Source organism: Pseudomonas sp. Pseusp49 (assembly GCF_059491875.1).
In genome coordinates this window covers 3,601,525-3,625,233 of record NZ_CP168514.1, presented here as the reverse complement: position 1 = coordinate 3,625,233, position 23,709 = coordinate 3,601,525, and the positions used below count along the sequence as shown (strand labels likewise).

Annotated in this window: 20 protein-coding genes; 1 reads left to right on the top strand and 19 read right to left on the bottom strand. The window is 60.7% G+C overall.

Going from position 1 to position 23,709, the window contains the following annotated elements; genetic code table 11:
* The 8 genes from ACEN83_RS16245 to arnB are packed head-to-tail and all read right to left on the bottom strand — an operon-like array spanning position 1 to position 8,798.
* Positions 1–1,380 (bottom strand): UDP-glucose dehydrogenase family protein, encoded by a 1,380-nt coding sequence (locus tag ACEN83_RS16245; RefSeq protein WP_495577714.1) that lies wholly within the window; start codon positions 1,378–1,380, stop codon positions 1–3.
* A complete protein-coding gene (arnF, locus tag ACEN83_RS16240) occupies positions 1,377–1,778 on the bottom strand; it encodes a 4-amino-4-deoxy-L-arabinose-phosphoundecaprenol flippase subunit ArnF (RefSeq protein ID WP_495577713.1) in 402 nt (133 codons plus the stop codon). Before arnF ends, ACEN83_RS16245 begins: the two co-directional genes overlap by 4 nt.
* Positions 1,775–2,119 carry a 4-amino-4-deoxy-L-arabinose-phosphoundecaprenol flippase subunit ArnE gene (arnE, locus tag ACEN83_RS16235; RefSeq protein ID WP_116579336.1) on the bottom strand — a complete coding sequence of 115 codons (345 nt, stop codon included), beginning with the start codon at positions 2,117–2,119 and terminating at the stop codon, positions 1,775–1,777. Before arnE ends, arnF begins: the two co-directional genes overlap by 4 nt.
* Positions 2,116–3,765 (bottom strand): lipid IV(A) 4-amino-4-deoxy-L-arabinosyltransferase, encoded by a 1,650-nt coding sequence (gene arnT, locus ACEN83_RS16230; protein ID WP_495577712.1) that lies wholly within the window; start codon positions 3,763–3,765, stop codon positions 2,116–2,118. Before arnT (ACEN83_RS16230) ends, arnE begins: the two co-directional genes overlap by 4 nt.
* Positions 3,762–4,646 carry a 4-deoxy-4-formamido-L-arabinose-phosphoundecaprenol deformylase gene (gene arnD / locus ACEN83_RS16225; protein WP_116579338.1) on the bottom strand — a complete coding sequence of 295 codons (885 nt, stop codon included), beginning with the start codon at positions 4,644–4,646 and terminating at the stop codon, positions 3,762–3,764. Before arnD ends, arnT (ACEN83_RS16230) begins: the two co-directional genes overlap by 4 nt.
* Positions 4,646–6,637, bottom strand: a complete 1,992-nt coding sequence (arnA, locus tag ACEN83_RS16220; protein WP_495577711.1) for a bifunctional UDP-4-amino-4-deoxy-L-arabinose formyltransferase/UDP-glucuronic acid oxidase ArnA — start codon at positions 6,635–6,637, stop codon at positions 4,646–4,648. Before arnA ends, arnD begins: the two co-directional genes overlap by 1 nt.
* Positions 6,634–7,653 carry an undecaprenyl-phosphate 4-deoxy-4-formamido-L-arabinose transferase gene (gene arnC, locus ACEN83_RS16215; protein WP_007974303.1) on the bottom strand — a complete coding sequence of 340 codons (1,020 nt, stop codon included), beginning with the start codon at positions 7,651–7,653 and terminating at the stop codon, positions 6,634–6,636. Before arnC ends, arnA begins: the two co-directional genes overlap by 4 nt.
* A complete protein-coding gene (gene arnB, locus ACEN83_RS16210; protein ID WP_495577710.1) occupies positions 7,650–8,798 on the bottom strand; it encodes a UDP-4-amino-4-deoxy-L-arabinose aminotransferase in 1,149 nt (382 codons plus the stop codon). The genes arnC and arnB overlap by 4 nt, the downstream gene beginning before the upstream one ends.
* A 392-nt stretch (positions 8,799–9,190) precedes the next feature.
* On the opposite strand from arnB, the gene ACEN83_RS16205 reads away from it, so the two are divergent.
* On the top strand, positions 9,191–10,129 hold the full coding sequence (locus tag ACEN83_RS16205) for a site-specific integrase (RefSeq protein WP_258681035.1): 939 nt from the start codon (positions 9,191–9,193) through the stop codon (positions 10,127–10,129).
* 4 nt (positions 10,130–10,133) lie between these two features.
* On the opposite strand, the gene ACEN83_RS16200 is transcribed toward ACEN83_RS16205, so the two are convergent.
* From ACEN83_RS16200 to ACEN83_RS16150, 11 genes are all read right to left on the bottom strand, one after another.
* Positions 10,134–11,204 carry an ABC transporter ATP-binding protein gene (locus ACEN83_RS16200; protein ID WP_495577709.1) on the bottom strand — a complete coding sequence of 357 codons (1,071 nt, stop codon included), beginning with the start codon at positions 11,202–11,204 and terminating at the stop codon, positions 10,134–10,136.
* On the bottom strand, positions 11,201–12,799 hold the full coding sequence (locus ACEN83_RS16195) for an ABC transporter permease (protein ID WP_495577708.1): 1,599 nt from the start codon (positions 12,797–12,799) through the stop codon (positions 11,201–11,203). The genes ACEN83_RS16200 and ACEN83_RS16195 overlap by 4 nt, the downstream gene beginning before the upstream one ends.
* 3 nt (positions 12,800–12,802) lie before the next feature.
* Complete coding sequence (locus ACEN83_RS16190) at positions 12,803–13,816, bottom strand: iron ABC transporter substrate-binding protein (protein WP_116579343.1); 1,014 nt, start codon at positions 13,814–13,816, stop codon at positions 12,803–12,805.
* A gap of 428 nt (positions 13,817–14,244) precedes the next feature.
* Positions 14,245–15,966, bottom strand: a complete 1,722-nt coding sequence (arnT, locus tag ACEN83_RS16185; RefSeq protein WP_495577707.1) for a lipid IV(A) 4-amino-4-deoxy-L-arabinosyltransferase — start codon at positions 15,964–15,966, stop codon at positions 14,245–14,247.
* A gap of 174 nt (positions 15,967–16,140) precedes the next feature.
* Positions 16,141–16,797, bottom strand: coding sequence for a lipopolysaccharide core heptose(II)-phosphate phosphatase PmrG (gene pmrG / locus ACEN83_RS16180; RefSeq protein ID WP_495577706.1), 657 nt, complete (start codon positions 16,795–16,797; stop codon positions 16,141–16,143).
* Positions 16,798–17,448: 651 nt separating this feature from the next.
* Positions 17,449–18,006 (bottom strand): PqiC family protein, encoded by a 558-nt coding sequence (locus ACEN83_RS16175; RefSeq protein WP_495577705.1) that lies wholly within the window; start codon positions 18,004–18,006, stop codon positions 17,449–17,451.
* A gap of 17 nt (positions 18,007–18,023) precedes the next feature.
* Positions 18,024–19,700 carry a PqiB family protein gene (locus ACEN83_RS16170; protein WP_495577704.1) on the bottom strand — a complete coding sequence of 559 codons (1,677 nt, stop codon included), beginning with the start codon at positions 19,698–19,700 and terminating at the stop codon, positions 18,024–18,026.
* Positions 19,681–20,337: a paraquat-inducible protein A gene (locus tag ACEN83_RS16165; RefSeq protein WP_495577703.1), complete on the bottom strand. Its 657-nt coding sequence runs from the start codon at positions 20,335–20,337 to the stop codon at positions 19,681–19,683. The genes ACEN83_RS16170 and ACEN83_RS16165 overlap by 20 nt, the downstream gene beginning before the upstream one ends.
* The gene (locus tag ACEN83_RS16160; protein ID WP_218485056.1) at positions 20,334–20,930 is read right to left on the bottom strand and encodes a paraquat-inducible protein A; all 597 of its coding nucleotides are present in this window, start codon (positions 20,928–20,930) and stop codon (positions 20,334–20,336) included. Before ACEN83_RS16160 ends, ACEN83_RS16165 begins: the two co-directional genes overlap by 4 nt.
* Before the next feature lie 283 nt (positions 20,931–21,213).
* Complete coding sequence (locus ACEN83_RS16155; protein ID WP_495577702.1) at positions 21,214–22,515, bottom strand: NAD(P)/FAD-dependent oxidoreductase; 1,302 nt, start codon at positions 22,513–22,515, stop codon at positions 21,214–21,216.
* Entirely contained in the window at positions 22,512–23,600 is a 1,089-nt protein-coding gene (locus ACEN83_RS16150; protein ID WP_495577701.1) for a polyamine ABC transporter substrate-binding protein, read from the bottom strand. The genes ACEN83_RS16155 and ACEN83_RS16150 overlap by 4 nt, the downstream gene beginning before the upstream one ends.
* Between the last annotated feature and the right edge of the window lie 109 nt (positions 23,601–23,709).

The window sequence follows — 23,709 nt, the reverse complement described above, 5'->3', positions numbered from 1 at the left end:
TTAAGCGACCACTGATTCGGTCAGCCATCGCTGGTAAGGCATCGGCAATTTGCGCGACTCACCCCGACCGATCGGGAAGTAGGTAAAGCCAATGCGCGCCAGTCGGTCCGCGTCGAACAGGTTGCGGCCATCGAAGATCACCGGTGCGTTGAGGCGTTGGCGGATAAACTCGAAGTCCGGTGCCTTGAACTGTTGCCATTCGGTGCAGATGATCAGCGCATCGGCGCCGGACAAGACTGACTCAGGCGTCCCCATGAGCATCAGTTTCGACTCATCCGGGTACAGCTTCTGGGTTTCCTGCATGGCTTCCGGATCGAACGCACGGACATTCGCCCCGGCGGCCCACAACGATTCGAGCAATACCCGGCTCGGTGCGTCGCGCATGTCGTCGGTATTGGGTTTGAAGGCCAGGCCCCAGACGGCAAAGGTCTTGCCACGCAGGTCGCCCTTGTAGAACGCGTTGATGCGCTCGAACAGCTTGTGCTTTTGCCGCTCGTTGATGGCTTCCACCGCTTGCAGCAGGTCGCTGGAGCAATGGGCCTCTTCGGCGCTGTGGATCAGGGCGCGCATGTCCTTGGGGAAGCACGAGCCACCGTAGCCGCAACCGGGGTAGATGAAGTGGTAGCCGATACGCGAGTCGGCGCCGATGCCCAGGCGTACCGATTCGATGTCTGCACCCAGGTGTTCGGCCAGTTCGGCGATCTGGTTGATGAAGCTGATCTTGGTCGCCAGCATGCAGTTGGCGGCGTATTTGGTCAGCTCGGCGCTGCGCAGGTCCATGAACATGATGCGTTCGTGGTTGCGGTTGAACGGCGAGTACAGGTCACGCATCACCTCACGCACTTCATCGCGTTCGCAGCCGATGACGATACGGTCCGGGCGCCGGCAGTCGGCCACGGCAGAACCTTCTTTCAGGAACTCCGGGTTGGAGACGATATCGAACTGCAATACACGCCCGACGCTGAGCAGGCATTTGTCGATGTGTGCACGCAAGGCGTCGCCGGTGCCGACCGGGACGGTGGATTTCTCCACCAGGATCGCCGGCTGCTCGCGATGACGCGCCACGGCTTCGCCCACCGACATCACGTAGCGCAAGTCCGCCGAGCCGTCGTCCCGGGAGGGAGTACCGACGGCGATGAACAGGACCTGGCCGTGCTGGACGGCGAATTTTTCGTCGCAGGTGAACTGCAACCGCTTGGCGTCAAGGCCTTCGCGTACCAGGCTGGCCAGGCCGGGTTCGAAAATGCTCACGTGGCCCTGTTGGAGCAGTTCGACTTTCTTCTCGTCAACGTCCATGCAGACCACGTCGTGGCCGACTTCCGCCAATACCGCTGCCTGCACCAGGCCAACATAACCGCTACCAAACACACTGATTTTCATGGGGCACTCCTTAATTCGGGCGCACGAGCAGGTCGAGAATTGATGGTAATGACGCCGAGGATGACCAATGCCACGCCTAGGCTTTTTGTAAGGCTGAACGCTTCGCTGAACAGCGGCAGGCTGGCGGCCAGCAGGTACACCAGCGCGTAGCTGATGCTCAGCAACGAGTAGGCACGCCCCAGGGGCAGGTCCCGCAGGGTGGCGAGCCAGCACAGCATCGACAAGGCGTAGGCGAGGATGGCCACGAGCACAACGGCAATGGCTGTGAGGTCGATGTGTGCGCTGAGCCACTGTTCCGGCGATGGCAGGTGACTCATGCTCCAGCGCATGCCCAGTTGGGCGGCACTGACCAGCAACACGCTGCCCAGGGCGAAGGTGATGCCGCGCCTGCGGTTCATGCGTGTTGCCCCAACAGAGCCACGCCACCGATCACCAATGCCACACCGACCCAGTGTCGGCGGTCGATGGTTTCGTGGAACACGAAACGCGCAACAAGGGTGATCAGCACGAAGTTCAGGCTCAGCATCGGATAGGCAACCCCGACTTCCAGGCGTTGCAGCACCAGCAGCCATACCAGCAGGCCCAGGCCCAACGCAGCCAGAGCCAGCCACAGCCAGGGCGAGCGCAGTTTGTCCATCCACCCGGAAGGTTTGCCGCGCCAGCTTTCCACCGCATATTTCTGGGCGATCTGGCCCAGGCAGGTCAGCAGGCAGGCCACCAGTAGTAATAGCAGGCTCATGGTGCCGCCTGCGGGATAATCAAAATCACCAGGTTGCCTTGTTCATAGCGCTTGCCCTCTTTGGGCAACTGTTCGAGTTCACGCAGCTCTTCCTCACCCTTGACCCGCATGACCACACCGACCGAGCCTTGCTGGCGGGCATCCTGCATCCACTGTTGCACCTGGTCCGGGTCGACGCGCTGCTTAAGCGAGTCAGGATAGGCAAGGCCATATTTCAATTCGCCTATCGTGTTGAAAAAAGCCACTTGCGGCCGTTTCATCCGCCAGGACAGCGCCGAAGCGGCGCCCAGGTCGTTGCTCAGCAATTTGACGCTCTGGCCCAGTTCCTGGGCGTGATCGAGGATGAACTGGTCAGGTGTTTTATTGGCGACCACGGAATTGGGCAGACCGGCAGGCAACAGACCGGCGAACAGCAGGCTGCCAAAGGCCGGGGCGGCCCAGCACTGCAATGGGCGGAAGGCTTGCAGCAGGTTGGCCATGATCCAGCCGATCAAGCCGATGAACACCAACACCAGGTTGTGCAGTTCATGATCGTAGATCGGCTTTTTCAGTTGCACGTAAACCAGGGCCAGCAGGGTCACCACGCCCACCACCAGGTTCAGCAGGCCGTTGATGCCCAGCACGCGGCCTTGTTCGAGCTTCAACCGGTCAGCCAGCGCATGGCCGAGCAACAAGGCCAGGGGTAACAGGCACGGCAGGATGTAGGCCGGCAGTTTGCCTTTGCTGAGGCTGAAGAAGATCAACGGCATCCATAACCACAGCAGCAGGAACCCGATGCTGGACTGGCGCCGGGTCTGCCAGGCTTGCTTGAGCGCGGGCGGCAGCAAGGCAACCCACGGCATGCTGAACGCCACCAGCAACGGCAGGTAGTACCACCAGGGCGCGTTATGCTGGGCGTCGTCCCCGGCAAAGCGGCGGATGTGTTCGTGCCAGAAGAAAAACCGCCAGTAATCGGGCTCCTGGGCGTGCACGGCCAGTGCCCATGGCAGGCTGACGGCGATGGCGACCACGACCGCCACCGGGCCATAGACCAGCAGTTCACGCCAGCGCTTTTGCCAGATTACCCAGGGCAGGGCGATCAACACGGGCAGCAACCAGGCCAGGAAACCCTTGGTGAGGAAACCCATGCCACAGGCCAGGCCCAGCACCGCCCACGCCACCAGCCGTTGACGGCGGCCGACGCTGTCCAGCGCAAACCACAAGGCGACCAGGCTGAGGTTGACCCAGAAGGTGAATTGCGGATCGAGGTTGGCGTACCCGGCCTGCCCGGCGATGACCGTAAAGCTCATGTAGAGCAAGGCGCAGGCGAAACTCTTGCGCGGTTCGTTCCACAGGCGGCGGGCGATCAGGTAGCACAGCAGCACGCTCAAGCCGGTGCTCAGGGCAGAAGCGAAGCGCACCCCGAAAAGGTTCTGGCCGAACAACGCCTGCCCGAGGGCAATCATCCAGTAGCCGGCCGCCGGTTTTTCAAAATAGCGTACGTCCATGAAGTGCGGCGATACCCAGTTGCCGCTCAGGAGCATGCCCTGACTGATCTGCGCATAGCGGGTTTCGTCGGGAATCCACAAGCCATGACTGCCCAGTGGCAGCAGGTACGCCAGCGCCACCATGGCCAACAACAACGGCAAAGCCCAGCGTTTGCTCATGCGCCTTGCACTCCCAGCCAGCCTTCGCGACCTTCGAGCGCACCGCGTACCACGCGGCCGACCGGCAGACTGTCAGGGGCCTGGGGCAACAAGTCGCCCAGGGGTTGAAAACGGATGTCCCGCTGACGCGCATCGCTCAGCAGTTGACGGAAATCGTTGGCCATCAGAATCCCTTCTACCTCGGCATGGATCGTGTAGACATTGAGTTTTTCCGGAGTGAACCGGTCCAGGATGAACCTGTTGAAGTCCTTGGCGGCGACGCTCGGTCCGACCACCTCGTCGAAGGTCGGCAGGTCCACCGGAATTTGCGGTGCGCCCAGGCAACCATTGGCCAATCGCGGCTGGAACAGGCTCTGGCCACGGCAATCGCTGTTGTAGCGAAAGCCGAACCCTTGCTTGGCCTCGATCACACGCTCGTCGGCACGCCAGCCGGCGGAGGCCGAGCAGGTGATCTTTGCCCCGAGAATGTCGCTGAGGGTGTCCACGCCACGGCGTATCTGTTCGACCAGTTGTGCATCGCTCCAACGCCCGGCATTGGCTTGCCAGCCGTGGTGGTCCCAGGCGTGCAGGCCGACTTCATGCCCGGCGTCCCGGGCCTGACGCATCAAGTGCCCCAGGTCGCGGCCGATCGGTTTTCCGGGCCATGCGGTGCCCGCCAGCAGAATGTCCCAGCCATACAGGCCGGCTGCATTGGAGCGAAGCATTTTCCAGAGAAACTGTGGACGGATGAGGCGCCACAAATGGCGCCCCATGTTGTCCGGCCCGACACTGAAGAAGAACGTCGCCTTGACCTGTGCTTCATCAAGGATTTCCAGCAACCGGGGCACCCCTTCACGGGTGCCTCGGTAGGTGTCGACATCAATCCGCAGTCCCGCCTGCATCAACGCTTGTCCGCGATTTCGAGCATGGCCTCACGCAGGAAGAAGTCCAGCGTGTTGCCGATGGTTTCGCTCATCTCCACAGTCGGCGTCCAGTCCAGCAGGCGCTTGGCGTTGGCGATGCTCGGTTTGCGATGGGACACGTCCTGGTAACCGGTGCCGTAGAACGCCTTGCTCTCGATATCGCGGAAGCCGGCGAACGGAGGGAAGTTGGCGCGCAGCGGGTGAGCTTCGAACTGGCGCAGCAGCTCTTCGCCCAGCTGACGGATGCTGGCTTCGTTGTCCGGGTTACCGATGTTGATGATCTGGCCGTTGCAGACATCGTTGTCGTTGTCGATGATCCGTGCCAGGGCTTCCACACCGTCGGCGATGTCGGTGAAGCAGCGTTTTTGCTCGCCACCGTCGAACAGGCGAATCGGCGTGCCTTCCACCAGGTTCAGGATCAGCTGGGTAATGGCGCGGGAGCTGCCAATACGGGCCGAATCCAGGCGGTCCAGACGTGGGCCCATCCAGTTGAATGGACGGAACAGGGTGAAGTTCAGGCCCTTCTGGCCGTAGGCCCAGATGACGCGGTCGAGCAATTGCTTGGAGACCGAGTAGATCCAGCGCTGCTTGTTGATCGGTCCGACCACCAGGTTGGAGCTGTCTTCGTCGAAGTTCGGGTCCTGGCACATGCCATAGACTTCCGAGGTCGACGGAAAGATCACGCGTTTGTTGTACTTGACGCAGTAGCGAACCAGTTTCAGGTTCTCTTCGAAGTCCAGTTCGAACACACGAAGCGGGTTGCGGGTGTATTCGATTGGCGTGGCGATGGCCACGAGCGGCAGCACCACGTCGCACTTCTTGATGTGGTATTCGATCCACTCGGAGTGGATGCTGATGTCGCCTTCGACGAAGTGGAAGTTCGGGTGGCTGCGCAGGCGATCGATGGCGTCCGAACCGATGTCCAGGCCGTAGACTTCGTAGCGGTCGTCGCGCAGCAGGCGCTCGGACAAGTGGTTGCCGATGAAGCCGTTGACGCCGAGGATCAGCACGCGGGTGCGACGCGGGGCACGACCGGATTCGGCACCGCGCAGCACGGAACCGTCCACCAGGCCCAGTTCATTGGCCAGTTGCGGACCGCTCAGGTACAGGCCGTTGTCGTTGCGCTGGCCGGCGTTGATGATCAGCGAGTCTTGACCGCAGGCGATGCGCAGCGGATCGACGCTGATCACACGGCCCGGCGCCTGGCCTTCGTTGCCCTTGGCGACTTCGGCGCTCCAGACAATCAGCTTGTGCTCGCCTACCGCGCAGAAGGCGCCCGGGTACGGCTGGGTCACGGCGCGCACCAGGTTGAACAGTTCTTCGGCCGGCTTGGCCCAGACCAGTTTACCGTCAGCCGGCGTGCGACGGCCGAACACCGTAGCCTTGGATTCGTCCTGTGGTGTTTCGCTGACTTTGCCTTGCAGCAGCGCCGGCAACGTATCGCGCAACAGATCGGCAGCCGCCGTGCGCAGTTTTCCGTGCAGGCTCAGCGCCGTGTCGCTGCGCTCGATCGCGACTTTTTGCTGGGCAACGATAGCGCCGGCATCGGCACGCTTGACCATGCGGTGCAGGGTCACGCCGGTTTCGGTTTCGCCGTTGACCAGCACCCAGTTGGCCGGTGCGCGACCACGGTAGCGCGGCAGCAGCGAACCGTGCAGGTTGAACGCGCCTTTGCGCGCCGTGGCCAGCAGCGGCTCGCTCAGCAGGTTGCGGTAGTAGAACGAGAAAATGTAGTCGGGATCGAGCTTGGCGATACGTTCGATCCACAACGGATGGTTGGCGTCCTCCGGTGCATGCACGGCAATGCCGTGGCGGGCGCACAGCTGCGCGACGGAGCCGTAGAAGGCGTTCTCCTTCGGATCGTCGGCGTGGGTGAACACCGCAGCGATCTCGAAACCCGAGGAGAGCAGGGATTCGATGCCGGCACAGCCAATATCGTGATAGGCGAAGACAACAGCTTTTGCACTCATGAAGGAACCTGATCTGAAGAAGTGGAAGTAAGGCCGTCGACGGTGACAACGGAAGCAGGGGAGGCGGGCTGGCTGCGCAGCACCTTTTCAATGAAGAAGCGCGGGCGTGCGCGCACATCGCTGTACATGCGGCCCAGGTATTCACCCAACAGACCCATGCCGATGAATTGCCCACCGGTGAAGACGAACAGTACGGCGAACAGTACGAAGGTACCGCCACCGGCCCAGCCGGCGCCGAACACCAGGCGCAGCAGGACCAGGGCGATGGCGAACAGCATGCCCAGGGCCGCCATGCCGACGCCGACGATGCTCAGCAGTCGCAGGGGCGTGGTGGTCATGCAGGTGACCAGATCGAACATCAGGTTGATCAGGCGCATCGGGCTGTACTTGGAATCGCCGTGTTCACGCTCGGCGTGGGTCACGAGGATTTCCGTGGTGTGGCGGGCAAAGCTGTTGGCCAGGATCGGAATGAAGGTGCTGCGTTCACGGCAGGCGAGCATGGCATCGACGATGGTGCGTCGGTAGGCGCGCAGCATGCAGCCGTAGTCGCTCATGGCCACGCCGGTGGAGCGTTGCACGGCGAGGTTGATCAACTTTGATGGCCAGCGGCGCAACGCCGAGTCCTGGCGGTTGTTGCGCACCGTCGCGACGACGTCATAACCCAGCTCGGCCTGTTCGATCAGCCGCGGGATTTCTTCGGGCGGGTTTTGCAGGTCGGCATCGAGGGTGATGACGACATCGCCCTTGCACTGTTCGAAACCGGCCATGATCGCCGCGTGCTGGCCGTAGTTGCGGTTGAGGATGACGGCCACCACCGGGCTGCCTTCGCGGGACGCGGCGTCTTCCAGGATCTGTGCGGAGTCGTCGCGGCTGCCGTCGTCGACCAGTACGATTTCGTAGGCATGGTGCAACTGTTGGCAGGCTGCTTCGGTGCGACGAAGCAACTCCGGCAGGCTGTCCTGTTCGTTGTAGACCGGAATGACGATCGACACGAAGTTGATTGGGTAAGGTCTCAAAGGCTTCTATCCATGCAGTTTTCAATGGCGCCGACGACGCGCTGGACATCATCGGTGGTCATGTCGGGGAACAACGGGATCGAACACAGCCGTGCCGAATTCCATTCGGTGTTGGGCAGGTACAGGTTGGGGTAGCGCTGGCGGTAGTAGGTGTGCAGGTGAGTGGCAATGAAGTGAATGCCGGTGCCGATATTCTGCTCCTGGAGGGCTTTCATGAACGCTTCGCGATCCAGCCCGCACTGGTCGGCATCAATACGCAGGATGAACAGGTGCCAGGCGTGTTGTTGCGAATAAGCGGGGACGGCCAGCGGTTGCACCGGCAGACCTTCCAGGCGCTGCAAGTAGGCCTGGGCCAGTTGAGTGCGCTTGGCGTTGATCTCGTCCAGGCGTTCGAGTTGCACCAGGGCGATGGCCGCGTTGATGTCGGCCAGGTTGTACTTGAATCCGGGCTCGACCACTTGGGCCTGGGGCTTGCGGCCGTGGGTCAGGCGGTCGTAGGCATCGACCCCCAGCCCGTGAAACTTGAGCATGCGTACCCGCGAGGCCAGGGCTTCATCGTCGCTGACGAACATGGCGCCTTCGGCGCAGGTCATGTTCTTGATTGCGTGGAACGAGAAGATGGCCGTGCCTTTGGCGCCGACGTGACGACCTTTGTAGAGCGTGCCTGCGGCGTGGGCGGCGTCTTCGATCACGGCAATGCCGTGTTTGTCGGCCAGGGCGTAAAGCGGATCGAGATCGAATGCCGCACCGGCGTAATGCACCGGGATGATGGCTTTGGTGCGCGGCGTGATCGCAGCTTCAATCATGGCCACGTCGGTCATCAGCGTGTCGCGGTCGACGTCGACGAATACCGGTGTGGCACCCAGCAGGGTGATCATGTTGGCGGTGGAGACCCAGGTCTGCGACGGTGTAATCACTTCATCGCCGGGCCCGATGCCCAATGCCAGGAGGGTGATATGCATGCCGCCAGTGGCCGAGGACAGTGCCACGGCATGTCGGCAACCAACGTAGTTGGCAAAGTGTTCTTCCAGTGCCTGGTTCTTCGGCCCGGTAGTGATCCACCCGGAACGCAATACTTGCTCGACGGCGGCGATTTCTTCGTCACCGATACTGGGACGGGAAAAAGGGAGAAACGCCTGACTCATGGGCACCTCTGGGGCTGAAAACGTAAATAGCCTTTGAGGCTAAAAGGGATCCAAAAATCAGCTTAGACGCTAAAACAGAATTTGCATCAAATCAACTAGTTACCGGTTGGCGGTAAAAAACTGCATCGGTTGACTTTTTTCGCCGTGGGCGGCAGGTTGGACGTCCATTCGGGTTGCGCCGACTTTATAGAAGGTTATGCCCGATTTTGTGAAAGGAACATGAAAAAACGGTTGGGGAATCATTTTATCTGAAGGCCATTAAGCCGCTGTTCAGACTTCTTCCGTTTATCGTGAATTTTAGGAAAGGTCCTACAGTTGTAGCGTCTTTTACATCATCGTTATTTCTCTTCTTAGTTGCTTCATTGAACTGTTTACATTCAAGGCCGTTTCGTTTGATTGACTTACCTGTAACTGATTCTCGCACGCCCCTGACCAATCCGCTGACCCTGTATCTGGCGCGACTGGCACCCTCCAGCCAGCTGACCATGCGCTATGTGCTGCAGGACGCCGCCGACCGCCTGGGCTTCGAAGACTGCGATATCGAAGAGATACCCTGGCACAACCTGCAGCCCGAAGACGTGATCGCACTGGTGGCTACATTGCGTTCAGATGGCTATGCGCCGAACACGTCTTCACTGTATGTCAACGCGGTGCGCGGGGTGATGAACGAAGCGTGGCGCATGAGCCTGATCTCTCAGGAGCACCTGTTGAAGATGCGCTCGGTGAAGGGCATCGCCGGTACACGGCTGTCCCAGGGACGCAACCTCAGGCGTACGCTGATCCAGGAACTGATGGCGGTCTGCGCCGCCGATCCACGGCCACAAGGCTTGCGGGATGCCGCGATCATCGGGATTTTGTACGGCTCGGGAATGCGCAAGTCCGAATCGGTGAACCTGGAGTTGAATCAGGTCGACTTCACCCAGCGCAGCCTGCAGGTGACCGCCAAGGGCAACAAGCAGTTGATCAAGTACGCGCCGGCCTGGGCCTTCGCCAAACTGCAAGCCTGGCTTGAATTGCGCCGCTCCCTGCTCAAGGAAGGCGAGCCGGACGATCCGTTTCTGTTCAATCGCATCCGCCGTGGCAGCCACATCACCCGTGAGCGCATCACCAAACATGCGATCTACTACATCGCCCGGCAACGGGGCGCGCAGGTCGGGGTGAAAATCATGCCCCACGACTTCCGGCGTTCATTCATTACCCGGGTGATCGAAGAGCATGACTTGTCGATTGCGCAGAAACTGGCGCACCACAGCAACATCCAGACCACGGCCAACTACGACGTGCGCGACGACAACGAGCGGCGTCGGGCAGTGGATCGATTCGACCTGTGAACCCTTACAGCTCGCTCAACACGTGGGCGTGGCCAATGGTCGAGACCTGAACTGCGCTGCCGGCGGGTGGTGCGTACATGCCGGAACTGCGCACCAGCAGTGAGCGCCCCGGTTGCTCGTCGCTGGTCAATGACTGGAGTTCGACCGTCAGCGTGCAAGTGTTGCCGCTGAAATCCCGATCGGTGACCACGGCCCGGCAGCCACCGGCTTCCGGGTCGCCGGGGTGGATGCTGGCCAATTGCAGCTGTTCGGGGCGCAGCATGATCTGCGCCGAGTTGTTGTTGCGGTGGTTGTTGACCGGGATCCGTCCCAGGTCGCAATGAGCCCAACCGGCCTCGATGCGTGCCGGCATCACCACCGCATCCCCCAGGAACAGGGCGGTCTGTTCGTCTTCGGGATAGCGGTAAAGGTCCAGCGGATGCCCTGACTGTACCAGTCGGCCCTGGCGCATCACTGCCAGCTGGTCGGCGAACGACAGGGCTTCACTCTGGTCATGGGTGACCAGAATGGTGGTGACGCCCGCGTCTTCCAGCAGCCGCGCGACCATCTTGCGCATCGCCGCGCGCAATCCGGTATCGAGCGCCGAGAACGGTTCGTCCAGCAGCATCAGCCGTGGCTGTTGTGCCAATGCCCGGGCCAGTGCCACGCGCTGTTGCTGGCCACCGGACAATTCGTGAGGCCAGCGCTCGGCCATCTTCGCGTCCAGCGCCACGCTGTCCATCAGTTCGGCGACGCGCTGTTGTTTTTCAGAACCCTTGGTCGACAAGCCGAAGCCGATGTTCGCCGCCACGGTCATGTGCGGAAACAGCGCGCCGTCCTGCGGCACGTAGCCGATCAGGCGTTGATGGGCCGGCACTTCGTGGGTACCGTCGACCAGGGTCTGGCCATTGAGCGAAAGACGTCCGGAATCGGGGAATTCGAAGCCGGCAATCATTCGCAGCAAGGTGGTCTTGCCGGAGCCGGACGGGCCGACGATGACCGTGCGGCTGCCGCTTGGCACCGACAGGCTGACGTTGTCCAGCGCGCAATGGGCGCCATAGGACTTGTAGAGGGCATTGAGTTCAAGAGTGTTCATCGGCCAGCCGTTTTTTTCGATTGGTGATAAAGAAGTCCGGTCAGCGGCAGCGACAGCACAACCATCAATAAGGCGTAGGGCGCCGCGGCAGCGTAATCGATTTCGCTGGTCATGGCCCAGAATCCGGTGGCCAGGGTGCGCGTGCCGTTCGGGGCCAGCAGCAGGGTAGCGGTCAATTCGTTGGTGATCGCCAGGAACACCAGCGCCGCACCGGCGGCGGCTCCGGGAGCGGCCAGGCGCAAGGTGATCAGCCACAGTGCCCGTGCCGGCGAACGACCGAGGCTGCGGGCAATGTTCTCCAATTCCACCGGGGCCTGGGCAATGCCGGCGCGCAGGCTGACCAGGGCGCGGGGCAAGAACATCAGCAGGTACGCCAGCAACACGGTGAAGGTGGTCTGGTAAATCGGCCGGGCAAAATGGATCGTGACGGTGACCAGGGCCAACGCCACGATAATTCCGGGCAAGGAGCTGGTGATGTAGTTGCAGCTTTCCAGCACGCGTTGCATTCGGCCGGGGTAGCGGATCGACAGCCAGGCAATCGGGATCGCCGCTAACGTTGTCAGCGCTGCACCGGCGACGCCGAGCAGCAGGGTTTGCTCCAAAGCAGGCAACAACTCGCTCGTGTCCCAGACCTCCACGCCGCCGGCGATCAGCCATTTGCCCAAGGTGATCAAGGGCACGCCCAGGGCCAGGGCACAGGTCACGATTTGCAGCGTCAACGAGAGCAGGGTGGATGCCGGTTTCAGGCACACGACCCGTTGCTCCCGGGCGCTCCCCGAGCCGACGCGAGCGTAACGTGCCGAACCCCGGGCGGCGGACTCGGCCGTCAACATGGCCAGGCAACACAACGCCAGCACACTGGCCAGCATGTGCGCCGCTGCGCCGTTGAAGGTCGATTTGAACTGATCGAAGATCGCGGTGGTAAAGGTGTCGAAGCGGATCATGGCGTACAGGCCATATTCTGCCAGCAGGTGCAGGCCGACCAGCAACGCGCCGCCGCAGATCGCCAGGCGCAATTGCGGCAATACCACACGGAAAAACACTTTCCAGGGTTTGAGCCCCATGGACTCGGCGACGTCTTCGATGGCCGGGTCGAGCCGACGCAACGTGGCCGCCACCGGCAAATACAGGAACGGGAAGTAGGCGATGACCGAGACCAGGACGCCGGCAAACAAGCCGTGAATCGGTGGCACCAGGCTGACCCAGGCGTAGCTGTGAACGAACGCAGGCACTGCCAGCGGTGCGGTGGCCAGCAACGACCACCAGCGCCGCCCCGGCAGATTCGTGCGTTCGGTCAGCCATGCCAGCGTCACGCCCAGCGCCACGCACAAGGGAATCGTCAGCAGTACCAGCAATACGGTGTTGACCAGCAGTTCACCGACCCGAGGGCGGAACACCAGGGCTACGGCGGTTGACCAGCCTGTTTGCAGGGACACGCCGATAACATAAGCGATCGGTAGCAGTGCCAGTAACGAAACCAGCACCGACAAACCGATCACCCATACACCGCCACGCCCGGCAAACAGTCCGCGGGATCGTCGACGCAATTGTGCGGGAGTCGCCTCGGCGACTTCCGCAGGCAGGGTTTCAGGCATCAATTAGAGCAGTCCGGCCTGTGTCATCAGCTCTACGGCTTTTTTGCTGTCGAGTTTTGAAGCATCGACAGTTGGCGCATCGAGTTGATTCAGAGGCACAAGTTTAGGGTTGGATTCAGCGCCTTTGCCGACGGCGTATTCAAACGACTTGCCGTTCTTCAGTACAGCCTGGCCGTCCTTGCCGGTAATGTATTTGAGGAACGCCTGGGCTTGTTCCTTGTGTTTGCTGGAAGCGAGGACGCCGCCGCCGGAGATGCTGACAAAAGCGCCCGGGTCCTTGTGCTTGAAGTAGTGCAGGGCGGTGTTCTTGCTGTTTTCCCCGGTCTTGGACTGATCCACCAGGCTGTAGTAGTGGTAGATCACGCCGCTTTCGATCTGCCCGGCATTCACTGCCTTGAGTACCGCGCTGTTGCCACGGTAGCTGGTGTAGTTGGTTTTCATCCCCTTGAGCCATTCCAGCGTGGCGGCTTCGCCCTTTTGTTGCAGGATGGCGGCGACGATGGCCTGGAAGTCAGCACCGCCTGGCGACGCGGCCCAACGGCCTTTCCAGCTTGGGTCGGCCAGGTCCATGATCGATTTCGGCAGGTTGGTTTCCGAGAGTTTGCTCGGGTTGTACACAAACACCGTGGAGCGTGCGGCGATCCCGACCCATTTGCCGTGGGCCGGACGGTAGGCCGGGTCAACCTGCTCCAGCGTGGCTTTATCGACAGGCGCGAACAGCCCGGCGTTGTCGACCAGCACCATGGCCGGGGAGTTTTCGGTCAGGAATACATCGGCCGGAGAGGCCGCGCCTTCCTGCACGATCTGATTGCCCATTTCGGTGTCATCGCCATTGCGCAAGGTGACCGGGATACCGGTTTCCTGGGTAAAGCCCTCGACCCAGGCCTTGGTCAGGCCTTCGTGTTGCGCGTTGTACACCACGAGGCCGACGGAGTCAGCGGCATAGGCCTGGCCAGCGCTCAGCAAAGCGGTGGCCAGCAGGGCTTTTTTCAAGAACGAAGGGATTTTGGGAATCATTCTGCGGGCTGCTCCTGGTGCATTTTTTGAAAGTCATGTGCATTGAAACGCCAGTTAACCAATGCGAATCATTTGCATGTCTGGAATTGCAGGGAATGTAGAGATCCAAATGAGAAAATAACGTCAAAAAAACCGTTAATACATGTAATTTTCATTCAGATTAGCAGCAGTGTGCCCACTGTGGCTCGACTCGTCGATCAAACGATGTCGTCGATCAGAATGTGACGCTGCCCCGACGGCCTTTTTTCACTCCCCTGAAGCCAGTTGCTGCTGGCCCCGCGTGGCGTTTATCGGGGTTGCGAAAGGATAGCTCGGTGATTGCCGGTGTGCCGGGGAACGGGGCCACCCGCTTCAACTCTTCGTCAACGGCCCAACCGGGGGGGGGGGCGTAGGGCGCAGGCCTTGTGGTGCTTTTTCTGGCCTGCCTGTCAGGGCTGGATTGGCGGGAAGATCAGGACCTGCAGGTTGCCACGCTGATAACGCGTGCCGTCGGCAGGTAGCGCCTCGACCTCCTGAACCTCATCGACGCTGTTGACCCGCATCACCACCCCGACCGAGCCTTTCTTGCGCGCCTCGGTCATCCATTGCCCGACATCTTGCAGGGTCACCTTGCGCGAGGCGGCAGCAGGATCCTGCAGGCCGTATTTCATTTCACCGATGACGTTGTAAAGCGCTATCTCCGGTCGGCCGGTCAGCCACGACAGGGCCGAGGCTGCCCCCAGGTCGTTGCTCAGCAGCGTGGTGGTCTGGTTCAGGCTGTCCAGGTGTTCGGAGATAAACTGGTCGGGCATCTTGCTGTCGACGATCTGGCCCGGCATGGCGGCGGGTAGCAGTGCCACCAGCAGCCAGATGCCGAGGGCCGGCATCGCCCATAACGTCAATGGCCGCAGGATTTGCAGGGCATTGGCGATGATCCAGCCCAGCAGCACGATGAACGCCAGGGACAGGCTGAACATCTCGGTGTTTTCGAATATTTCTTTGCTCAGTTGCAGGTACAGCAAGGCCGTCAGGGCCGTCGTGGCAATGACGACGTTGAGCCATCCGTTGAGGCGAATCGTCCGTGCCCATGCCTGTTGCAGCAGGCGGGTCAGGGCATCTCCCATCAGCAGCGCCAGCGGCAACAGGCACGGCATGATGTAAGTCGGCAATTTACCGCTGCTCATGCTGAAAATCGCCAATGGCAACAACAACCAGAGCAGGAGAAAACCGCTGACGGGCTGACGCTTGTTGTTCCAGGCCTGGATGAAGGTTGCTGGTAACAACGCAGCCCAGGGCAGGGTGGAAACGACCAGCATCGGCAGGTAGAACCACCACGGACGGGCGTGTTGCGCGTTGTCGGCGGCGAAGCGGCGTACGTGCTCGTTCCAGAAGAAGAAATTCCAGAAATCCGGTTCTTGATGATGAATGGCCAGTGCCCAGGGCAGGCAGACAGCCGCGGCGACCACAACAGCCAGTGGCCCGTAACGCAACAGCTCGCCAATACGACGCTGCCAGAGCATGTAGGGCAGGGCGATCACCGCCGGCAGCAGCCAGGCCAGGAAGCCCTTGGTCATGAACCCCATGCCGCAGGCGATGCCCAGGACCGTCCAGGCACCCATCCGGGCACGGGTGGTGCGACTGTCGATGGCAAACCACAGGGAGACCAGGCTCAGGTTGACCCACAGGGTGAACTGCGGATCGAGGTTGGCGTACCCGGCCTGGCCGGCAATCAGCCCGAAGCTCATGTAAAGCAGCGCGCAAGCAAAGCTTTTGCGCGGATCGCCCCAGAACCGGCGGGCAATCAGCCAGGTCAGCCACACGCTCGACCCGGTGCTCAGCGCTGACGCTATGCGCACCCCGAACAAGTTGTCGCCAAACACCGCCTGACCGATGGCAATCATCCAGTACCCGGCAATCGGCTTCTCGAAATAACGAAGGCCCATGAAGTGCGGCGAGATCCAGTTTCCGCTCTGCAGCATTTCCTGGCTGATCTGCGCATAACGGGTTTCGTCGGGAATCCACAGGCCGTGGCTCATCAGCGGCAGCAAGTAGAACGCTATGAACGCCAGAACCAGGGCGAACAGCATCCAGCGCCCGTTGGCAGGTGTCGTTGGGACGAGCAGGCGGGAAGATTGGCCGATAAAATCCGGCAGTGGCTGATTTGACGTCATGTCTCGACCTTGGCGCTGAAAAGGCTGATTGAAGATAGAGATGAAAGTTGCAAGAGGGAAAAGCGGGATGATATTGAACAGCGAGAAGTCAAGTCATGTTTCTCGCCGTTTGTTCAGCTGTTATTCAGTCAACTTTGAAGTAACTTGTTTCCAGAGTTTTCGCCGAGTGATGATTCAGTTTTTTTCTTGTTGCAGAGTATTCCAGTCTTCGGCATTCACAATGCCGAGTACTTGCAATTGCCCATTGCCATCGATGTGGACAAACAATGAGCTGCCGTACTCGGCGTCCTTCGCCGCATGCTTGAGGCCGGTCTGCTGTTCAAAATCCGCGATGCAACCGCTGTGGGTCACCAGCACCAGGTTGCGATGGGCCACCTTGTGCGCCACGACATCGTTACGCAGGGTCGTGCCGCAGGTGGCCAGCCATTCCTGGGTCCGAGGGTCGCTGTTGAACATGTAATGCGCAGTCTGCACGGTGCGTGTAACCGGGCTGGTCAGGATGTCGGTCTGCGACAGACCCAGGTGTGCCAGACCTTGCCCGACAACGGCGGCCGCTTCACTGCCGACACGGGTAATGCCGTCAGCCGGGCCCAGGCAAGGATTGCTGGAACGGTCGCACCGCTCGGCATGGCGAACCAGCACCGCGATCTCGCCGGCATTCCATTGTTGCAGCAACCGGGCCCGGACCTGTGCACCTTCCTCGGCCAGATTGGTCGGGGATTTCGGCCACAGGACAAAGCCGGTGACCAGCACGGCGATGGTCAGTGCGCTAATGGCCACGACCGATTTGGACAGGCGCGAAGACGGTTTACGCAAGACGGAGTCGACCAAGTTTGTCCACCATTGAAGCGCCAGGGAAAGTGCTGTTGAACAAAACCTTAAACAGCACAAAAAAATTCCGCCGAAACCAAGTTCAGCGAATTAACGGGAGCCCAAGTTAAATCTGCGCAGGTGTCGGAACGGTGAACGGAATGTGAAAAAATTGCAGAGGAGGTTGCGGCGGGTAATTAGTTAACTACTGGGAATTGTTATCTTTTGCTTTTGCGTGGGATGGCAGCGCTGAAAAGGTTCTTCACGGATTCCCGGGGGAACACAGATAACGAAATATCTGTAGGAGCTGCCGCAGGCTGCGATCTTTTGATTTTGATTTTGATTTTGCTTTTGCGATCTGGAGATTGCTGAAGATCAAGATCAAAAGATCGCAGCCTCCGGCAGCTCCTACAGGGGAACACGTGCACCACCAAGCAACGAGGCCGATCGCGGCGGGCTCTGTAGGTGCTCCCCGGAATTGCGTGAGCAACCATAAAAAAAGGTTCTTCACGCAATCCCAGGAAACACTAACAACGCAATACCTGTAGGAGCCAGCCTGCTGGCGATGGACTCCAATGCGCCGCGTTCATCCAGCTCCCCCGCGTAATCGTTGACGACCATCGCTGGCAAGCCAGCTCCTACGTGAGCCAGCTTGCTGGCGATGGATGGCCTTCAGGACGAAGGACAACTCGCCTGGGGTCGTGTGGCCGCCTGGCTGATCAGCGCGGCCAGGCGTTTGATGTTGTTTTGCTGGGCAAGTACCAGCTCATCGACAGTTGCGCCTGACGGCGTTTGCAAGGTGCTGCGGCAAATCACCTGGGCCTTGTTGCCGGGCTCGGCACTGCGCAGACGCCATATCACGTCCATCAGCGCATATTGACCGGGGACAGAGTCAAAACGCTGCACATCGACCCGTACCGAATACTTGCCCTTTACGGGACTGTTGCTCAGTTGATCGGCCAGCGCACTGCGCAATTCCTCCACCAGGGTTGCACCCCACCAATGGGTTTCGAGGATCGCCAGGGTACTGTTGCCCTCGCGAATGACGATCTGCGCCCGATCGACCTGGGGCGGCAAGCTTATCGTCTCGATCTGAATCACCCCGACGGTGGTCGTGGAATGATTGCCCACCTGGGTCGGCGTCAGGGTATGGAACTGAATCGGGTCACTGCGGCAAGCGGCGAGCAGCAACAACGCGGTGAACACTGTGAATTTCAGCGGAAAAGCCATGGGTGTTGCTCCTGTGCTCAATTGCGCGGTGGCCCTTGCAGATCCATGGGCGGGGCATTGTTCGGGCGGCCGCGAAGCAACGATTCCGGATGCCGTCCCAGGTAATCCGATAGATCACGCAAGGATCTCGACGTGCGTCCCAGTTCATCCAGGGTCTGATTCAGTTTTTCCCGTTGCGGCGAGTCGTCGGCCAAGGTCGAACCGGCGGATTGCAAGGTCGTATTGGCGGTATCCATCGTTTTGCTGAAGTCCGACAGAGTGCTTTGCACGCCAGGCAGGATCTTGCCGTTGAATTGCGCCATGCCCTTGCGCAGTTCGACGAGATTGCCATCGAGATTGCCGGCGATTCGCTCGATCGGCAGTTTGTTGATCTTGTCGACCATGGCTTCGAGTTTTTCCTGCAATTGCTCGAGGCTGCCAGGAATGGTTGGAATCATGACCGGACGCGCCGTGGCATCGAAGGCGACTTTTTCTGCCTTGGGGTAGAAGTCCAGGGCAATGTACAGCTGGCCGGTCAGGAAATTGCCCGTGCGTGCCTGGGCACGCAGGCCATTTTCGATAAAGGTGCCGATCAGGCGTACGCCACCCGCTTCGTCATTGGGGTCATGATTGAGCGCCTTGAGCATCTTGTCGTGGGCCCTGCCCAGGCGTTGCGGGTAAATCACGATGCCGACGTTGACCGGAAAGGAGCGAAGCTTCTCGTCGTAATCCAGATTGACCGACACCACCTTGCCGATTTCCACACCGAGGAATTCCACCGGCGCATCGACCTTGAGCCCGCGCATTGCCTGGTCGAAACGCATGGCCAGGTACTGCGGCTTGCCGTTTGGCGGGGCGAGGGCGGTTTGCTGGTCGTCGAACAGTTCGTAGGCGTACTCCGCAGCGGCCGGTTTATCGCCAGGGCTGTAGTCGGGTGCGCGGAAGGCAATGCCGCCCACCAGCAGGGAGGACAACGACTCGGTCTTGACCGCAAAGCCGTTGGCGCCGACGTTCACGTCAATGCCGCTGGCGTTCCAGAAACGCGTGTTTTCGGTAACGTACTTGTCGTTGGGGGCGTGGATGAACAGCTCGATGTTCACGCCTTTGCCATCCGGGTCCAGCGCGTAGGCGACCACCTGGCCAACCGGGATCTTGCGATAGTAGACCGGGGAGCCGATATCCAGCGAGCCCAGGTCCTGGGTGAACAGGGTGAAGCGCTTGCCCGGCTCGCCATAGGTGATGGGCGGCGGGTTTTCCAGCCCCGTGAAGTGTTTTGCCCGGCCGTTGGCCTGGCCGATATCGGCACCGATGTAATCGCCCGACAGCAGGGTATCGATACCGGACACGCCACCCGCGCCAATGCGCGGGCGCACGACCCAGAACTGCGAATCCTCGCGGGTAAAGCTTTCGGCCTGCTTGGCCAGCTTGATGGTGGCGTTGACACTCTTCTGGTCATCGCTCAGTTCTACATCCGAGACTTGGCCAATCACCACATTACGGTACTTGACCTCGGTTTTATTCGCGGTCAGGCCGCTCCCTGTCTTGAACGTGACAACGATGGTCGGGCCTTGCTGCAGAATGCTGTGAACCACCAGCGAAATACCCACCAGCACCGCGACGATCGGTACGATCCAGACCAGCGAAACGCTGAAACGGCGGGTCTTGATCGGTGCCTGCCCAGGGGCTTGCGGCCCGTCAGTGGCTTGCGACTTCATCCGTGACCTCCTCATTGTGTGGGTTTTCCCGCTCTTTATCCCAGATCAAGCGTGGATCGAAACTCATTGCCGAAAGCATGGTGAACACCACAACCAGACCGAAAAACAGAATGCCCAGGCGCGGCTCGATGTCGGCCAGGGCCTGGAATTTCACCAGCGAGGCCACCAGGGCCACGACTATCACATCGAGCATCGACCAGTAGCCGATGACCTCGACGAAGCGGTACAGCGTCGAACGCTCTTTGCGTGCCCATTCGCTGTCGCGTTGCACGGTGACCAGCAGCAAGGTGATGGCGACGAACTTGATGCCCGGTACCGCGATACTGGCAATGAAAATGATCAGGGCGATGTCCCAGGCCCCGGCCTCCCAAAACTCCAGCACGCCGCTCATGATCGTGCTGTCGGCACCATGGCCGACCATCTCGGTATTCATCACCGGCAACAGGTTGGCCGGGATGTAAAACACCAGGGCCGCGATCATGTAGGCCCAGGTGCGGGTCAGGGAATTGGTTTTGCGCCGGTGCAGCGGCGCACCGCAACGCTCGCATTCGTGAGGTTCACCCGTCATGTCACAAGCCAGTCCGCAGGTGTGACACAGGCACAGGTTGAGCTCGTCGGCGTACGGAGGCGTGCTCATACAATGTCCCATAGTTCGCGGATGTCGCGCCCGGCGATGCGGATCATCATCAGGCTCAACACGGCCAGGGCAAACAACCCGATACCGGGCAGCACATCAAGCAGCCCGGCGAGTTTGATCACGGCGACCATGGCGCCCAGCAGGCAGACTTCGAGCATGCTCCAGGGCCTCAGGCTTTCCAGCCAGCGCATGCAGAGCTTGAAGCCCGGTGAGCGTTGTCCGGCCAGTGCGAAGCCCAGCACCCAGATCAGCAGCAACAACTGGAAGATCGGCGCGATGATCATGGCGATCGCCGCCACCATGGCGATGAAGGTGATAGGCCCCAGGCTCAGGGCTAGCACCGAGTCCCAGAGGGTGGCGCTGTGCTTCGAGCCTTTGAGGCTGATGCTCATCACGGGATAGAAATTGGCGAAAATCCACAGCATCAACGCGGTGAAGGTCAACGCAAGACGCTGCTCCACCGTGAGGCCGTTATAGCGCTGCAGCACGCCGCCGCAGCGCGTACACAAGGTTTTCTGATGTTTGGCGAGCGTGACTTTTTGGTAAACGCTGTCGCAGTGCTCGCAGATGATCAGCTGATCGGTAGTTGCCATGGGTCAAGCTCAACAAGAGGCAGGAAATTCAGAGCACCCCCTCAATATAGAAGTGCCTCGCGATTGAGCAAATCGAAAGTCGAAACAAGGGGATATAAAAGAAGTGGTTGCACTTGCAGGCAGGCATTTTGTGGCGAGGGGGCTTGCCCCCGTTGGGTTGCGAAGCGACCCCTTGCAGTTTTTCAGGAACCTGCAATTGACGAGACGGCGGGTGCTGCGCACCCTAACGGGGCGATGCGGCGATCCGACAAGCCCCCTCGCCACAGGGTTTTGTGTACCCGAACTAACCCAGCATTTCCCGCATCCGATACCAGAACATGCCAAGTGCCAGCAGTGGCGAGCGCAGGGCGCGTCCGCCGGGGAAGGTCATATGCGGCACGGCGCTGAACACGTCGAAGCCTTTGCTGTGCCCGGCATGGATCGCTTCGCCCAACAACTTCGCGCACCAGTGGGTGACGTTCAGGCCATGGCCGGAGTAGCCCTGGGCGTAGAACACGTTCGGGTGCTGGCTCAGGCGCCCGACCTGCGGGAAGCGGTTGGCCGAGATGCCGATCATGCCGCCCCACTGATAGTCGATGCGCGTTTTGGCCAGTTGCGGGAACACCTTGAGCATCTGCGGGCGCATGTAGGCCGCGATGTCCGCCGGGTCGCGCCCGGAGTAATGACAGGCACCGCCGAACAACAGACGCCGGTCGGCGGAGAGCCGGTAGTAATCCAGTCCGACTTTCTGGTCGCACAGCGCGACGTTGTGCGGGATCAGTTGCCTGGCGGCGTCTTCTGACAAGGGTTCGGTGGCGATGATGTAGCTGCCCGCCGGGAGCACCTTGCCGCTGAGCTTCGGTTCCAGCTCTTCCAGGTGGGCATTGCAAGCGAGCACCAGCGTGGCCGCACGCACGGTGCCACCGGCACAGCGCACCTGCACCGTGCTGCCGTGGATCAACTCCAGCACCGGGCTTTGCTCGAAGATCTGCACGGCAAGGGACTCGGCGACTTGCGCTTCGCCCAGTGCCAGGTTCAGCGGATGCAGGTGGCCCGAGCCCATGTCGACCAGGCCACCGGCGTAAACGCCGGAGTCCACCACATGTTCGCGGATCTGGCCAGGTTCGATCAGGCGCGTTTCATGGGCGTAACCGGACTCGAGCAATTGGGCGTGTTCGGCCTTCAGCCCGGCAAAATGCGCCGGGGTGTTGGCCAGTTCACAGAAGCCCCAGCGCAGGTCGCAATCAATGCCGTGTTCGCGGATGCGTTGGGCCACGACTTGCACCGATTCGACCCCGGCCTGTTCCAGGTACTGCACGCCTTCGGCGCCCACATGTCTGGCAAAGCCGCTGACGTCATGGCCGATGCCGCGTATCAACTGGCCGCCGTTGCGCCCGCTGGCGCCCCAGCCAATCCGCCGGGCCTCCAGCAGGACCACCGAGAGTCCGCGCTGGGCCAGCTCGATGGCGGTGTTGATGCCGGTGAAACCCGCGCCGACCACACAGACATCGGCCACCAGGTCCGAGGCCAGCGCGGGACGCTGCCTCATGCCCCGGGCGGACGCCGCGTAATAGGAGTGGGTATGTTCCTGGGTGTACTGATTCATTTGTTGGACTTCACTTTGCTCCACGAACGGGTCATCAGGCGCATGATCGACTGTGGCGGCGTGGTGGAGATGTAGAGTTTGTCGAGGACTTCCTGGGGCGGATACACCTCGGGGTTGCTGACCAGCTCGGGGTCCATGTACTGCTTGGCGGCCGGGTTCGGGTTGGCGTAGCCGACCGACGCGCTGACCTTGGCAATCACTTGCGGGTCCAGCAGGTAGTTGATGAAGGCGTGGGCTTCTTTCGGATTGCTGGCGTCGGCGGGGATGGCCAGCAGGTCGAACCACAGGTTGGCGCCTTCCTTGGGAATGGCGTAGGCGATGTTCACGCCGTTGTTGGCTTCCTTGGCGCGGTTGGCGGCCTGGAACACGTCGCCCGAGTAACCGAACGCCACGCAGATGTCACCGTTGGCCAGGTCCGACACGTACTTGGAAGAGTGGAAGTAGGTGATGTACGGACGGATCTGCAGCAGCTTGGCTTCGGCCTTCTTGAAGTCCTCAGGGTTTTCGCTGCGCGGGTCCATGCCCATGTAGTTGAGGATTGCCGGGAACACCTCATCCGCCGAGTCCATCATCGACACGCCGCAGGCGCTGAGCTTCTTGATGTTTTCCGGTTCGAACAGCACGGCCCAGGAGTCGATCTTGTCGATGCCCAGCACCGCCTTGACCTTGTCGACGTTGTAGCCGATGCCGTTGGTGCCCCACAGGTAGGGCACCGAGTGGGCGTTGCCCGGATCGTTTTTCTCCAGCAGCGCCAGCAGTTTCGGGTCGAGGTTCTTGAAGTTCGGCAACTGCTCGCGATCGAGCTTGAGGAACGCACCGGCCTTTACCTGGCGGGCGAGGAAGTGGTTCGACGGCACGACCACGTCATACCCGGTGCGACCGGCAAGCAGCTTGCCTTCCAGGGTTTCGTTGGAATCGAAAACGTCGTAGATCACCTTGATCCCGGTCTTGGCCTGGAAGTCGGCGAGGGTGGTTTCGCCGATGTAGTCGGTCCAGTTGTAGACACTGACCTGGGGTTGAGCCTGGGCAATGGTGCTGAACATCGCTGCCAGTGCGACCGGGACCATGGATTTCAATAGACGCATATCGATACCTTCTTGGAATTATTGGATTCTTCAGGCGATTTTTTGGTGTTCTGTGTCCTCCTGTGGGAGCGGGCTCGCTCGCGAAGGGGGGGTGTCAGTCACCACCAAT

Excerpts from the sequence above, each read along its gene's own strand:
- ACEN83_RS16245 (WP_495577714.1), bottom strand. The coding sequence starts at position 1,380 with ATGAAAATCAGTGTGTTTGGTAGCGGTTATGTTGGCCTGGTGCAGGCA.
- arnF (WP_495577713.1), bottom strand. The coding sequence starts at position 1,778 with ATGAACCGCAGGCGCGGCATCACCTTCGCCCTGGGCAGCGTGTTGCTG.
- arnE (WP_116579336.1), bottom strand. The coding sequence starts at position 2,119 with ATGAGCCTGCTATTACTACTGGTGGCCTGCCTGCTGACCTGCCTGGGC.
- arnT (WP_495577712.1), bottom strand. The coding sequence starts at position 3,765 with ATGAGCAAACGCTGGGCTTTGCCGTTGTTGTTGGCCATGGTGGCGCTG.
- arnD (WP_116579338.1), bottom strand. The coding sequence starts at position 4,646 with ATGCAGGCGGGACTGCGGATTGATGTCGACACCTACCGAGGCACCCGT.
- arnA (WP_495577711.1), bottom strand. The coding sequence starts at position 6,637 with ATGAGTGCAAAAGCTGTTGTCTTCGCCTATCACGATATTGGCTGTGCC.
- arnB (WP_495577710.1), bottom strand. The coding sequence starts at position 8,798 with ATGAGTCAGGCGTTTCTCCCTTTTTCCCGTCCCAGTATCGGTGACGAA.
- ACEN83_RS16200 (WP_495577709.1), bottom strand. The coding sequence starts at position 11,204 with ATGAACACTCTTGAACTCAATGCCCTCTACAAGTCCTATGGCGCCCAT.
- ACEN83_RS16195 (WP_495577708.1), bottom strand. The coding sequence starts at position 12,799 with ATGCCTGAAACCCTGCCTGCGGAAGTCGCCGAGGCGACTCCCGCACAA.
- ACEN83_RS16190 (WP_116579343.1), bottom strand. The coding sequence starts at position 13,816 with ATGATTCCCAAAATCCCTTCGTTCTTGAAAAAAGCCCTGCTGGCCACC.
- arnT (WP_495577707.1), bottom strand. The coding sequence starts at position 15,966 with ATGACGTCAAATCAGCCACTGCCGGATTTTATCGGCCAATCTTCCCGC.
- ACEN83_RS16175 (WP_495577705.1), bottom strand. The coding sequence starts at position 18,006 with ATGGCTTTTCCGCTGAAATTCACAGTGTTCACCGCGTTGTTGCTGCTC.
- ACEN83_RS16170 (WP_495577704.1), bottom strand. The coding sequence starts at position 19,700 with ATGAAGTCGCAAGCCACTGACGGGCCGCAAGCCCCTGGGCAGGCACCG.
- ACEN83_RS16165 (WP_495577703.1), bottom strand. The coding sequence starts at position 20,337 with ATGAGCACGCCTCCGTACGCCGACGAGCTCAACCTGTGCCTGTGTCAC.
- ACEN83_RS16160 (WP_218485056.1), bottom strand. The coding sequence starts at position 20,930 with ATGGCAACTACCGATCAGCTGATCATCTGCGAGCACTGCGACAGCGTT.
- ACEN83_RS16155 (WP_495577702.1), bottom strand. The coding sequence starts at position 22,515 with ATGAATCAGTACACCCAGGAACATACCCACTCCTATTACGCGGCGTCC.
- ACEN83_RS16150 (WP_495577701.1), bottom strand. The coding sequence starts at position 23,600 with ATGCGTCTATTGAAATCCATGGTCCCGGTCGCACTGGCAGCGATGTTC.